General features: G+C 70.8%; 11 protein-coding genes. 9 read left to right on the top strand and 2 right to left on the bottom strand.

The window, feature by feature from the left end:
* The first annotated feature begins 102 nt into the window (after window positions 1–102).
* The 9 genes from E4O86_RS19670 to E4O86_RS19710 all read left to right on the top strand — a co-directional run bounded on the left by E4O86_RS19670 (window position 103) and on the right by E4O86_RS19710 (window position 11,154).
* Window positions 103–957 carry a COG3904 family protein gene (locus tag E4O86_RS19670; protein WP_161142257.1) on the top strand — a complete coding sequence of 285 codons (855 nt, stop codon included), beginning with the start codon at window positions 103–105 and terminating at the stop codon, window positions 955–957.
* A gap of 9 nt (window positions 958–966) precedes the next feature.
* Entirely contained in the window at window positions 967–1,494 is a 528-nt protein-coding gene (locus tag E4O86_RS19675) for a SixA phosphatase family protein (protein WP_161142258.1), read from the top strand.
* Between the two features lie 41 nt (window positions 1,495–1,535).
* Entirely contained in the window at window positions 1,536–3,005 is a 1,470-nt protein-coding gene (locus E4O86_RS19680; RefSeq protein ID WP_161142259.1) for a YcjX family GTP-binding protein, read from the top strand.
* Window positions 3,002–4,024 (top strand): YcjF family protein, encoded by a 1,023-nt coding sequence (locus tag E4O86_RS19685; protein ID WP_161142260.1) that lies wholly within the window; start codon window positions 3,002–3,004, stop codon window positions 4,022–4,024. The genes E4O86_RS19680 and E4O86_RS19685 overlap by 4 nt, the downstream gene beginning before the upstream one ends.
* 83 nt (window positions 4,025–4,107) lie before the next feature.
* Complete coding sequence (locus E4O86_RS19690; protein WP_161142261.1) at window positions 4,108–4,698, top strand: hypothetical protein; 591 nt, start codon at window positions 4,108–4,110, stop codon at window positions 4,696–4,698.
* 82 nt (window positions 4,699–4,780) lie between these two features.
* The gene (locus E4O86_RS19695) at window positions 4,781–5,956 is read left to right on the top strand and encodes a vWA domain-containing protein (RefSeq protein WP_161142262.1); all 1,176 of its coding nucleotides are present in this window, start codon (window positions 4,781–4,783) and stop codon (window positions 5,954–5,956) included.
* 127 nt (window positions 5,957–6,083) lie between these two features.
* Entirely contained in the window at window positions 6,084–7,085 is a 1,002-nt protein-coding gene (locus E4O86_RS19700; RefSeq protein ID WP_161142263.1) for a hydroxyacid dehydrogenase, read from the top strand.
* Complete coding sequence (locus E4O86_RS19705) at window positions 7,082–9,832, top strand: cation-translocating P-type ATPase (protein WP_343039197.1); 2,751 nt, start codon at window positions 7,082–7,084, stop codon at window positions 9,830–9,832. The genes E4O86_RS19700 and E4O86_RS19705 overlap by 4 nt, the downstream gene beginning before the upstream one ends.
* Before the next feature lie 131 nt (window positions 9,833–9,963).
* Complete coding sequence (locus tag E4O86_RS19710; protein WP_161142264.1) at window positions 9,964–11,154, top strand: GNAT family N-acetyltransferase; 1,191 nt, start codon at window positions 9,964–9,966, stop codon at window positions 11,152–11,154.
* Between the two features lie 12 nt (window positions 11,155–11,166).
* Here the strand turns inward: E4O86_RS19710 and E4O86_RS19715 are convergent, their stop codons facing one another.
* Complete coding sequence (locus E4O86_RS19715; protein WP_161142265.1) at window positions 11,167–12,192, bottom strand: NAD(P)/FAD-dependent oxidoreductase; 1,026 nt, start codon at window positions 12,190–12,192, stop codon at window positions 11,167–11,169.
* Window positions 12,193–12,223: 31 nt separating this feature from the next.
* Window positions 12,224–12,544 carry a 2Fe-2S iron-sulfur cluster-binding protein gene (locus E4O86_RS19720; protein WP_161142266.1) on the bottom strand — a complete coding sequence of 107 codons (321 nt, stop codon included), beginning with the start codon at window positions 12,542–12,544 and terminating at the stop codon, window positions 12,224–12,226.
* Between the last annotated feature and the right edge of the window lie 187 nt (window positions 12,545–12,731).

Here is a 12,731-nt window from a genome sequence, read left to right on the forward strand (position 1 = left end):
GCCGCCTCCCGGCGAGGTCGCCCGGCCGCCGGTCGAGGCGGCGCCCGGCAAGATCGCGACGCTCGCACCCGGCAGGAGCCGCGGCGGCGAGGCCGGCGCCTGATGGGCGGGACCGGTCGCCGGCGGCTGCCCGAGGGAACCTTCGTCTGGTTCGCCTTCTGCGCGCTCGTGGCGGCGACCGCCGTGATGCTCCACGCCGACCTCCGCAACATGATGCGGCAGCAGGCGCTCTCGCCCTTCGTCTCGCCCGCCTCGGTGCGGATGGACCGGCCCGAGAAGAACGACCAGGTCCGCCCCTATCTGCCGGCCGCCCGCCCGGTCGCGCCCGACGAGGCGCTCCCCGGGGGCACGCCCGACCGGCCGCACGACTTCCGCGAGGCCGAGCCGATGACGTTCCGCTTCGGCAGCGGCGGAACGCTCTACGCGGAAGGGACCATCACGCCCGGCACCGCCGCGATGTTCGAGGCCGTGCTCGGCGGCGCGCGCGCCAGGGGGCTTGCCGAGATCGTGCTGCATTCGCCCGGCGGCTCGGTCACCGACGCCGTCGCGATGGCGCGCGCGATCCGCGCCGGGGGCCTTGCCACGCACGTGCTGGAGGACGGCTACTGCGCCTCCTCGTGCCCGCTCGTCTTCGCGGGCGGAACGACGCGGATCGCCCATCCGAAGGCCTGGATCGGGGTCCACCAGGTCTATGCCGTCGAGAGCGCCATCGGTTCGCTCTCCGAGGGCATGGACCAGGCGCAGCGGGTGAGCGCGGAGGCGCAGTTCCTACTCGACGAGCTCGGCGTCGATCCGCGGGTCTGGGTCCACGCGATGGCGACGCCGAAATCGAAGCTCTACCTCTTCACCCCCGACGAGCTGACGAAATACCACCTCGCCACCGGGCTCGAGCCGGCCGGGCCTTCGCAGGGCTCCGGAAAGGTCGCGGATGTTGCAGCCGAAGGCGCCGCCCGCTAGGCAGGGCCCATGCCCCGCCTGATGCTGCTCCGCCACGCCAAGTCCGCCCGCCCGGAAGGGGTTCCGGATCGCGCCCGGCCGCTTTCCGAGCGCGGTCGTTCCGACGCCGCCGGGATCGGCCGGGCGATGGCGGCGCGCGGGCTGCAGCCCGATGCGGTGATCTGCTCGCCGGCCGAACGCACGCGGGAGACGCTCGACGCCATCCTTCCGCACCTCGCGCCGATCGACAATGTGAAGCTGGTGAACGAGCTCTACGAGGCGGAATCCGGCACGCTGCTTGCCCTCGCGCGCGCCGAGGCCGGCGATTCCGGCACGCTCCTCGTGGTCGGGCACAACCCGTCGATCGAGGAGGCCGCTCTTGCGCTGGCGGCGAAGGACGAGCCCTCGCCGGAGCGCGAGGCGATGGCCGAGAAGTACCCGACCGGCGCGCTCGCGGTCTTCGAGTTCGACGGCGGCTGGGCCGAGCTCGGATCCGGCGCCGTCAGGCTCCTCGCCTTTCTGCGCCCGCGCGACCTCAAATCGCCCGAAGCTCGTTGAAGGCGGCCGCGCGCCGCCTATCTGAGCCGGGGGAGACGGGCTTGGCATCCATCACGACGTTTACGGACGAGGCGCGGATCGCGGTCGACAACGTGCTCGGCGCCCTGGTCGGCGGGACCACGCCGACGGTCCGCCTCGGCGTCACCGGGCTCTCCCGCGCCGGCAAGACGGTGTTCATCACCGCCCTCGTCCACAATCTCGTCCATGGCGGGCGCCTGCCGCTCTTCGAGGCCTACGCGTCCGGCCGCCTGGCCGAGGCCGGCCTGCAGCCCCAGCCCGACGACGAGGTGCCGCGCTTCGACTACGAGGCGCATGTGCGCGACCTCGTCTCGGAACGCGTCTGGCCGCGCTCGACGCGCCGGATCAGCGAGCTGCGCGTCACGATCGCGTACGAATCGGCGAGCGGGCTGCGGCGCACCTTCGGTCCCGGCAGGCTCAACCTCGACATCGTCGATTACCCCGGCGAGTGGCTGCTCGATCTCGCGCTCCTGCGGAAGAGCTTCGCGGAATGGTCGGCCGAGGCGGTCCGGCTCTCCCGCGAGCCGCACCGGCTCGCGCTCGCCGCCGGATGGCACGCCGCCCTCCACCGCACCGGCGCGGACGCGCCGGAGGACGAGGCGGCCGCGCGCGAGCTCGCCGAGACCTTCACGCACTACCTCCGCGCCGCGCGCGCCGACGAGCACGCCCTCTCGATGCTGCCGCCCGGCCGCTTCCTCATGCCCGGCGACCTCGAAGGCTCGCCCGCCCTCACCTTCGCGCCGCTCGACATCCCTCCCGACCACCGGCCGGCCAGGGGATCCATGGCCGCGATGATGGCGCGCCGCTACGAGGCCTACCGCACCCATGTCGTGAAGCCGTTCTTCCGCGATCACTTCGCCCGGCTCGACCGCCAGATCGTGCTCGTCGACATGCTCGCCGCGCTCAATGCGGGGCCGGCCGCCATGCGCGATCTCGAGACGGCGCTCGCCGACGTCCTCGCCTGCTTCCGGCCGGGCCGGGCGAGCTGGCTCACCGCGATCCTGACGCGCCGGATCGACCGGATCCTCTTCGCCGCCACCAAGGCCGACCACGTCCATCACAGCGATCACGACAATCTGGCGCGGCTTCTCGCGCGCCTCACGAAGAACGCCGCGACGCGCGCCGCCTTCGCCGGCGCCTCCGTGCGCGTGATGCCGCTCGCCGCCGTCCGCGCGACCCGCGAGGTGACGATCGAGCGCGGCGCCGAGCGCCTGCCCGCCCTCGTCGGCACGCCGCTCGCCGGCGAGACCGTCGACGGCGAGACCTATGACGGCAGCACCGAGATCGCGCTCTTTCCGGGCGATCTGCCGGGCGATCCGGACAGCCTCTTCGAGCCGCAGGCCGGCGCCCGCTCGAAAGACGCGCTCGCGCTCCGCTATCTCCGCTTCCGGCCGCCGCGCCTGGAGCGCACCGCCGAGGGCACCACGCTCTCGCTGCCGCACATCCGGCTCGACCAGGCGATCGAATATCTGATCGGGGACAGGCTGCGATGAGCGAGAACCCGGCCGGCCACGGCCGACGGCCGGCCGCCTACCGGCTCGACGATCCCGCCCTCGGCGGCATCCGCGAGACGATGCTCGAGGAGGCCGAGCCGTCCTTCGACGAGGCCCACGACGCCGTCGAGATGATCGTCCATCCGCCGCGCCGGCGCTTCCGCTGGGGCGTGCTCGCCGCCACCACGGCGAGCACCCTCGTGGCGCTCGCGATCGGCATCGCCGTGGACAGCCTGATCCGCGATCTCTTCGCCCGGGCGGACTGGCTCGGCTGGCTCGCCCTCGCGCTTGCCGGCCTCTTCGTCCTTTCCGTTCTCGCGATCGTCGGCCGGGAGGTCGCGGGCGTGTTCCGGCTCAAGCGGCTCGCGCGCCTGCGCCTCCTCGCCGACAAGGCGGCCGAGAGCAACGACCGGAGCGAGGCGGACAGGACGGTCGCCGCGCTGCTCGCGCATTATTCCGGCCGTGCCGACACCGCGCAGGGACGGCGCGCGGTCGCCGGCCACGCGGCCGAAGTGATGGACGGCCGCGACCTGCTGGTGCTCGCCGAGCGCGATCTCGTCCGCCCGCTCGACGTGCGGGCGCGCACCATCATCTCCGGGACGGCGCGCCGCGTCTCGGTGGTGACCGCCGTCAGCCCGCGCGCCTTCCTCGATATCGCCTACGTGCTGTGGGAAAGCGTCCGGCTCATCAGGCGGCTCTCCGTGCTCTATGGCGGCCGGCCGGGAACGCTCGGGCTGTTCCGGCTCACCAAGGCGGTGTTCGCCCATCTGGCGGTGACCGGCACCATCGCCATCGGCGACACGATCGTGCAGCAGGTGCTCGGCCATGGCATCGCGGCGCGCCTTTCCGCGCGCTTCGGCGAAGGCGTCGTGAACGGCCTGATGACGGCGCGCATCGGCCTCGCCGCCATGGATGTCTGCCGGCCGCTCCCCTTCCTGCGGGAGGAACGCCCGCGGCTCAAGGACTTGGCTTCCGGGCTCGTGTCCGGCAGCGAACGCGACGCCCTCCGGCAGCCTTAACAGGCGGCTAAGGTTAACGATCCGTTGGGATTTGGCCGAATAGAGTCCGGCAGACTCGTCGTTCGGGAGCCATGGAGTTCGCTATGTTCCGCGCCCCTGCCCTCGCGTTTGCCGCCGCCCTCCTCGCCAGCGCGACGGTCGCCGAGGCCGCCCCGCCGAAGGCGCTCCTCTTCATGCAGCGCTTCGGCGGTGAATGGATCGGCACCGGCCAGCTGCTGATCGGCCCTCAGATCGGGACGCAGTTCCACTGCGCCCTGAACGGCAATCCGAGCAGCACGCAGATGACGCTCGGCATGAGCGGCAAGTGCTGGATGGGCTCGCTCTCCGTTCCGGTCCTCGCGCGGATCCACTACGACGAGCCGACCGACCGCTTCTACGGGAGCTTCATGGACGGCGCCGCCGGCAACGGGGTCGACATCATGGGCGCACAGACCGAGACGGGGGTCTCGCTGCGGCTGACGCAGGGCATCCTTCAGGGCGGGATGCTGGCGGAGCCCGTCGGCGACATGCAGATGCGGGTGCTCCTCTCGTTCCGCGACCGGGCGAACGACCGCGACATTCCCGTGGTTTCGATGGGCTTCACGCGCAAGGAGGCATCGTCGATGGGGCTGCCGAATTTCGACCTCTCGCAGTTCGAGAATGCCAGGTCGAGCCGCCTCGCCACGATCGAGTAGACGCCGTCGGCCCGGTCCGCGGGCGTCCGGGACGGCCGAAGCTTGACAGCGCGGTGCGATCCGACGTCGGATCGGCCGCGCCATGTTCCTCACCTTCTTCACCGAGCTCAGGGAGGCCGGCGTTCCGGTCACGCTGCGGGAATACCTCACGCTGCTCGAGGCCATGGAGGCCGATCTCCCCGACAAGCAGGTCGACGGATTCTACTTCCTCGCCCGCGCCGCGCTGGTGAAGGACGAGGCCAATCTCGACCGCTTCGACCGCGTCTTCGGACAGGTGTTCAGGGGGCTCGAGAAGCCGGAGGACGGGATCGCGGCGGACGTGCCGGAGGAATGGCTCCGGGGGCTGGCCGAACGCTACCTGACGGAGGAAGAGAAGGCGCTCGTGCAGGCCCTCGGCGGGTTCGAGGCGCTCATGGAGAAGCTCCGCGAGCGCCTCGCCGAGCAGGAGGGCCGCCACGAGGGCGGATCGAAATGGATCGGCACCGGCGGCACCTCGCCCTTCGGCGCCTTCGGGTACAATCCGGAGGGCGTCCGCATGGGCCAGCCGGAGAACCGCAGCCTGCGCGCCGCCAAGGTCTGGGAGGAGCGGCGCTTCCGCGATCTCGACGGCACCCGCGAGATCGGCACCAGGAACATCAAGGTCGCGCTCCGCCGGCTTCGCCGCTTCGCCCGCACCGGAGCCGCCGAGGAGCTCGATCTCGACGAGACGATCCGCTCCACCGCGCATCGCGGCTATCTGGACGTCCGCCTGCGCCCGGAGCGCCGCAACGCCGTCAAGGTCCTGCTCTTCTTCGATATCGGCGGCTCCATGGACTGGCACGTCCGGGAGACGGAGGACCTCTTCTCCGCCGCGCGTTCCGAATTCGGGACGATGGAGCACTTCTACTTCCACAATTGCGTCTACGAGACCGTGTGGAAGGAGAATGCAAGGCGCCGCAGCGAGCGGATCGAGACCGTGGACATCCTGCGCACCTATCCGGCCGACTACCGGCTCGTCTTCGTCGGCGACGCGTCGATGAGCCCCTACGAGCTGACGCATCCGGGCGGTTCGGTCGAGCACTGGAACGAGGAGGCCGGCGCGGTCTGGCTCGCCCGCCTTCTCGGCCATTTCCGGAAGGCGGCCTGGCTCAATCCCGTGCCCGGGGAGCACTGGGGACAGACCTGGACGATCGGCGCGACCCGCCAGATCATGGGCGGCCGGATGTATCCCTTGACCCTGGAAGGGCTCGATGGCGCCATGCGGGCGCTCGCCCGCTAGCCTCCCGCCCGGCGGGCGCCGCTCCGGCCGGCTCGGCGCGGCCGGGCAGGATTTGATCGGCCTCAAGGCGGCGGCGCCCGCGCGAAGGCAATCCGGCGTCGAGAGCGCCGGCTGAAGGAGCGAGCGGATGAAGATCGCGATCTTCGAGATCGAACCGTGGGAGCGCGCCGCCTTCGAGGTGCTGCATGCGGAGCACGAAGTCGCCTTCGAAAGCGGCACGCTGGACAACCGGACGGCCGGATTCCACGCCGATGCGGAGATCATCTCCACCTTCATCTATTCGAAGCTCGACCGGACCGTCATCGAGGCGCATCCGCGGCTCCGCCTGATCGCGACCCGGTCCACGGGCTTCGACCACATCGATCTCGAGGCCTGCACGGAGCGCGGGATCGCGATCGCGAACGTTCCGACCTATGGCGAGAACACGGTCGCGGAACACGTCTTCGCCCTCCTCCTCGCCATCAGCCACCGCCTCATCGAGGCGGTCGACCGCACCCGGCGAGGCGATTTCTCGCAGGCCGGGCTGCAGGGCTTCGACCTGCAGGGCAAGACCTTCGGCCTCGTCGGCACCGGCAGCATCGGACGCCACGCCGCCCGCATCGCGCGCGGCTTCGGAATGGAGGTGGTCGCCTACGATCTGGCGCCCGACGCCGGCGCCGCGGCGGAGATCGGGTTCCGCTATGTCGATTTGGCCGAGCTCCTCGCGCTCGCCGATGTCATCTCGCTCCACGTGCCGGCGAACAGGCACACGCGCCACATGATCTCCGAGCCGCAATTCGCGGCCATGAAGCACGGCGCCATCCTCATCAACACGGCACGCGGCGGGATCGTCGACGTGCGCGCGCTGATCGGCGCGCTCTCTTCGGGGAGGATCGCGGCCGCGGGGCTCGACGTCCTTCCCGAGGAACCCGTGATCCGTGAGGAGGCGGAGCTGCTCCGTTCCGCCTTCAGCCGCGAGCACGATCTGGAGAGCCTCCTCGCCGACCACATCCTGCTGCGGCTCCGGAACGTGCTCATCACGCCCCACAGCGCCTTCAACACGCGCGAGGCGGTCGAGCGCATCCTCGATACGACGCGCGCCAACATCGAAGCCTTCGTCGCCGGTCGCCCGGAGAACATCGTCGCGTGACCGAAACCGGGGGCGAGGCCGGACCTTCGATGCCGCCCGGGCCGATCGAGGACGCGCATGCGCGCGAGGCTGCGGACGTCCTCGCGGCACTCCAAAGCAGCGTCGCGACCGGATTGAACGCGGCCGAGGCCGGGCGCCGGCTGGCGGCGTTCGGCCCGAACCGGCTGGCGACGGCTCGCCGCAAGAGCAGGTGGGCCATCCTGCGCGAGCAGTTCGACGGCATCATCGCCTATCTGCTGATGGCCGCGGCGATCGCCTCCTTCCTGTTCGAGGAATGGGCCGAGGGCATCGCGATCGTCGCCGTTCTCGCGATCAACGGCGCCGTCGGCTATTTCACGGAGCTGCGGGCGGTCCGCTCGATGGAGGCGCTCCGTCGCCTGTCGCAGGTCCGGGCGCGCGTCCGGCGCGACGGCGCGACGGCGATCATCGCCGCGGACGCGATCGTGCCCGGGGACATCGTGTTCCTGGAGAGCGGAGACGTCGTTCCCGCCGATCTGCGGCTTCTGGAGACGGCCAATCTCCAGTCGGACGAATCGGCGCTGACGGGCGAATCCGTGCCGGTCGAGAAATCCGCGGAGCCGGCTCCGCCGGGGGCCGGTCTCGGCGACCGCACGGCGATCGCCTTCAAGGGCACCTCGGTGACCCGCGGCTCCGGGATCGGCGTGGCGGTTGCCACGGGCATGGCGACCGAGCTTGGCAGGATCGCCGCGCTGACGGAGAGCGCGGAGGCATCCGTCTCCCCGCTCGAGAAGCGGCTCGACCGGCTCGGCGGCCAGCTCGTCCGGGTGACGCTCGCGCTCACCGTGCTCATCGCCGCGTTCGGCGTCTATGTCGGCCACGGCCTCCTCGCCATGATCGAGACGGCCATCGCGCTCGCGGTCGCCGCCGTGCCCGAGGGGCTCCCGATCGTCGCCACCGTCGCGCTCGCGCGCGGCATGTGGCGGATGGCCCGGCGGAACGCCCTCATCGAGAACCTCTCGGCCGTCGAAACGCTCGGCGCCACCACGATCATCCTCACCGACAAGACCGGCACCCTCACCGAGAACCGGATGACGGTCGTCCGCATCGCCCTCCCCGGCGAGGACATCGACGTCGCGGCGGACGCAGATGCGGACGGCGCGGCCTTTTCCGCCGACGGTGCGGCGGTCGAGCCCGCCGCGGACGAGGCGCTCCGGACCGCCCTTCGCATCGCGGTCCTCTGCAATGCGGCGACCCTTCCCGCCGCGGGCCCGGGGGGCCGTGCCGGCCCGGCGTCCGGCGACCCGATGGAGGTGGCGCTCCTGGCGGCGGGCCGGCTCGCGAAGCTGGAGCAGGACGATCTCCTCGCGCGGCTTCCGAAGGTGCGGGAGGAAGCCTTCAGCACGGCCACCCGGATGATGGCGACTTTCCATAGGTCCGATAACGGGTTGCTCGTCGCCGTTAAGGGCGCGCCTGAAGAAGTGGTGGCGCGCGCGACGCAGGTCATCGCGAAGGGCGGGCTGCAGGCGCTCGACGAGCGTGGCCGGCGCGACTGGACGGAACGGCAGCAGGCGATGGCGCGCGACGGGCTGCGCGTCATCGCGCTCGCGATGCGGCAGGCGCGGTCCGAGACCGAGGAGCCCTATGCCGGCCTCACGCTGGTCGGGCTCGTCGGGCTGATCGATCCCCCTCGCGGCGACGTCGCGGAGGCGATCGCGGCCTGCCGGGAAGCAGGCGTCCGCGTCGTGATGCTGACGGGCGATCATGCGGTGACCGCGCGCAGCATCGCCTCGGAGATCGGACTTGCGGACGACGACGCGCTCGCGATCGACGCCTCGCAGATTCTCGACCCGGAGCACCGCGCCGGCATCGAACGCAACCGCCTGCTCAAGGCCGCGATCTTCGCGCGGGTGAGCCCGGAGGCGAAGCTCGATCTCGTCGCACTCCACCAGGCGGAAGGCGCCGTGGTGGCGATGACCGGCGACGGCGTGAACGATGCTCCCGCGCTCAAGAAGGCGGATATCGGCATCGCCATGGGCCGGCGCGGGACCGAGGTCGCGCGCGAGGCCGCCGACATGGTGCTGAGCGACGATTCCTTCGCCTCGATCGTCGCGGCCATGCGCCAGGGCCGGGTGATCTACGCCAACATCCGCAAGTTCGTCGTCTATCTGATGTCGTGCAACCTGAGCGAGATCCTGGTGATCGGCATCGCAACGGTGAGCGGATTGCCGCTGCCGCTCCTGCCCCTTCAGATTCTCTATCTGAACCTCGTCACCGACGTGTTCCCGGCCTTCGCGCTGGGCGTCGGCGAGGGCGATCCGAATGTCATGCGCCGCCCGCCCCGCAATCCGAGGGAGCCGATCCTCGACCGGCGCAGATGGGTGCTGGTCGGCGCCTATGCCGGCCTCATCGCGGTGGCGACGCTCGGCGCCTTCGTCCTCGCGCTCTGGCAGTTCGGGATGACGGAGCGCGACGCGCTCACGATCTCCTTCCTCACGCTCGCATCCGCGCAGCTCTGGCACGTCTTCAACATGCGCGACCGGTCGGCCGGCCTTCTCCGCAACGAGGTCACGCGGAATCCCTGGATCTGGGCCGCCCTCGCCCTCTGCGCGGGGCTGGTCGCGGCGGCCGTCTATGCGCCGGGCCTCTCGCGTCTTCTCGGCATGTCGGCGCCGAGCCTCGCGGGCTGGCTGCTCGTGCTCGGCGCGAGCCTCGTTCCCGTTCTCCTCGGCCCCCTCGCTTATCGCCTCGCCACCCTGGCCGGCGGCACGGAGACGCGGCGCGCGTGAGTTCCCGGGCGGGGGACGGCATGGCGGCACGCCCGGCCGCCGCCCCCCGCCCTTTACCGTTCCTGAAGGGAGTTCGGGTAAACCGCTGCAAACAGCGGAAGGATAGCCACGTGGCGGAGCCGGCGCGTGCAATGATCACAGGCCAGGAGATGGAGCCTCGCGCGGCCTCGGCGAGCCCCGCCGCGGAGATGTGCGCCGAGGTCCTCGTCGGGAGCGAAGCCTACGCGGTCCTTCGCGCCGATTGGCAGCGCCTGAAGGTGCTGCAGTCGACCTCGACGGTCTTCCAGTCCCCCGACTTCCTCTCGATCTGGGCGAAGCACTTCGCCGCCGGTGCGCTCGACCGCACGCTGAGGACGATCGTGGTGCGCGCGGGCGGGCGGGCGGTCGCGATCTGGCCGCTGCAGGTGACGACGCGCGGCATGATCCGCGTCGCGAGCGCCGCGGGCCGGCCGTTCTCGCAATATGACGGCATGATGCTCGATCCGGGCTGCAACCAGGCCGAGGCCGTGGCGAAGGCCCAGGCGGCGCTCGTTTCCGGGGAGCGGCCCGACCTTCTCCGCTTCTCCCAGCTCCGCGCGGATAACCCGCTCTTTGTCCACCTCCTCTCCCGGTTCGAGCCGGTCGAGTCCGAAGGCGCTCCCCGCGCTGAGATCGGACCCGACGGGTTCGAGGCCTACATGAAGCGCCTGAAGCCGAAGCTCGTGCGCGAGCAGCGCCGCCGCATGCGCATGCTCGAGGCCGACGGCGAGGTCGGCTTCGCGGTCTCCGACGACGCGGAGACGGCCAGCGACTGGCTCGCCAAGGCGATCGACATGAAGCGGGCCTGGCTCACCGCGACCGGGAAGGTCAGCACGGCCTATGTCGACGAGCGCACCAACACGCTTTTCCGGGACCTCGCGCGCCAGCTCGGCGACGCGACCGGCCAGGTGCGGCTCGTTGTTGCGCATCTCACCGTCGGCGGCGAGCCGATCGCCTACGAGGTCGGCCTGGTCGAGGCCGGCAAGTTCTTCCTCTACATGAGCTCCTACAGCGACAGGTTCGCCAGGCACGGCGCCGGCAACGTCCTCGCGCAGCTCGTCATCGAATGGTGCGCCGGCCACGGCATCCAGGTCTACGACATGATGTCGCCGCGCTCGCAGCACAAATCGGACTGGAAGACGTCCGAGGTGGAGGTCCACGAATATGCCGTCCCGCTCAGCCGGCGCGGCGAGTTCTATCTCGGCTTCGTGGTCCGCCGGCTCCGGCCCGGCCTGAAGCGGGCCTTCTATGCGCTGCCGAAGCCGGTGCGCTCGCGGATCGCGAAGGCCGCCCTGCGCATCTGACGCAGGCCGCGCCTAGAGCACGCCGAGCTTCTTCTGCAGGGCGGAGGACGAGGTCGTGTACTGGAACACGATCCGCTCGCCCGGACTGACGATGCGCTTCGCGGCCTGAGCCATCAGGGCGGCCTCGTGGAAGCCCGAAAGGATCAGCTTCAGCTTCCCGGGATACCAGTTGATGTCCCCGATCGCGAAGATGCCGGGCTCGGAGGTCTGGAACTTCTCCGTGTCGACGGCGATCAGGTTCTCGTGCAGATCGAGCCCCCATTCCGCCACCGGCCCGAGCTTCATCGTCAGCCCGAAGAAGGGCAGCATGCGCGTGCAGGGGATTTCGCGCTCTCCCTCCGGCGTCTTCAGGATCGCCGCCTCGAGCTGCCCTCCCTCGCCCTTCACGGCCGCAACCTGCCCCTGCTCGAACGCGATCTCCCCGGCATCGCGGAGCGCGAACATCTTCTTCACCGAATCCGGGGAGGCGCGGAACTCGGGACGCCGGTGCACCAGCGTCAGGCTGCGCGCCAGCGGCTGCAGGTTCAGCGTCCAGTCGAGCGCGGAATCGCCGCCGCCGACGATCAGGAGGTCCTCGCCGCGGAAATCCTCCATCCGGCGGACGGAATAGACGACGCTCTTGCCTTCGTAGGCCTCGATGCCGGGGATCGGCGGCCGCTTCGGCTGGAAGGAGCCGCCGCCCGCCGCGATCACCACCACCTTGCAGCGGAAGGTCGTGCCGCCGTCGGTGCGCAGCCGGAAGCCCTCCTCCGTCCGCTCGAGTTCCGTCACCATCTCGCCGAAATGGAATTCCGGCCCGAACGGGCGGATCTGCTCCATCAGCTTGTCGACGAGCGTCTGCGCCGAGATCTCGGGCCAGGCCGGGATGTCGTAGATCGGCTTCTCGGGATAGAGTTCGGTGCACTGGCCGCCCGGGCGGTCCAGGATGTCCACCAGGTGGCACTTGAGGTCGAGGAGGCCGAGTTCGAAGACGGCGAAGAGCCCGCAGGGCCCCGCACCAATGATGACGACGTCGGTCTCGACCAGGTTCGTAAGCATGAGAGCTCCAGGGATCGGTGCGGCCGGCCGCTCAGGCCTGCCGCTCGGGAACGCGGACGACAAGTCCGTCAAGCGCGTCCGTGACGCGGATCTGGCACGAGAGCCGGGAGCCGGGCCGGACGTCATAGGCGAAATCCAGCATGTCCTCCTCCATGGGCTGGGGCTCCCCGGTCGCCTCGCGCCACGCCTCGTCGACATAGACGTGGCAGGTTGCGCACGCGCAGGCTCCGCCGCATTCGGCCTCTATGCCGGGCACGCCGTTCCTGATCGCCGCCTCCATCACGGTCGAAGCGCTATCCGCCGTAACGTCGTAGCGCGTGCCGTCGACGGTGATGAAGGTAATCTTTGCCATTTAATGGGCGCCCCTTGGAAAGCCGGTCGGGGTTTAGAGCCCACCATTCCGGTGTCAAGCTTCCGGAGCGCCGCTGCCCTGCGCCGCGGCTGCGAGAATCCGCCGCGCTTCGGCGATCGCCTCGTCGGCGCGGGCGGGAAGCCCGGCGCTCGCCCCGCGCCGCGCGCCCATCGCGTCCGCCGCGGCC

The sequence above is a fragment of the Propylenella binzhouense genome (assembly GCF_009866965.1).
Lineage (GTDB): Bacteria > Pseudomonadota > Alphaproteobacteria > Rhizobiales > Afifellaceae > Propylenella > Propylenella binzhouense.

What these genes read in the sequence shown, in the direction of transcription:
- E4O86_RS19670 (WP_161142257.1), top strand. Translation starts at nt 103, where the DNA reads ATGGGCGGGACCGGTCGCCGGCGGCTGCCCGAGGGAACCTTCGTCTGG.
- E4O86_RS19675 (WP_161142258.1), top strand. Translation starts at nt 967, where the DNA reads ATGCCCCGCCTGATGCTGCTCCGCCACGCCAAGTCCGCCCGCCCGGAA.
- E4O86_RS19685 (WP_161142260.1), top strand. Translation starts at nt 3,002, where the DNA reads ATGAGCGAGAACCCGGCCGGCCACGGCCGACGGCCGGCCGCCTACCGG.
- E4O86_RS19690 (WP_161142261.1), top strand. Translation starts at nt 4,108, where the DNA reads ATGTTCCGCGCCCCTGCCCTCGCGTTTGCCGCCGCCCTCCTCGCCAGC.
- E4O86_RS19695 (WP_161142262.1), top strand. Translation starts at nt 4,781, where the DNA reads ATGTTCCTCACCTTCTTCACCGAGCTCAGGGAGGCCGGCGTTCCGGTC.
- E4O86_RS19700 (WP_161142263.1), top strand. Translation starts at nt 6,084, where the DNA reads ATGAAGATCGCGATCTTCGAGATCGAACCGTGGGAGCGCGCCGCCTTC.
- E4O86_RS19710 (WP_161142264.1), top strand. Translation starts at nt 9,964, where the DNA reads ATGATCACAGGCCAGGAGATGGAGCCTCGCGCGGCCTCGGCGAGCCCC.
- E4O86_RS19715 (WP_161142265.1), bottom strand. Translation starts at nt 12,192, where the DNA reads ATGCTTACGAACCTGGTCGAGACCGACGTCGTCATCATTGGTGCGGGG.
- E4O86_RS19720 (WP_161142266.1), bottom strand. Translation starts at nt 12,544, where the DNA reads ATGGCAAAGATTACCTTCATCACCGTCGACGGCACGCGCTACGACGTT.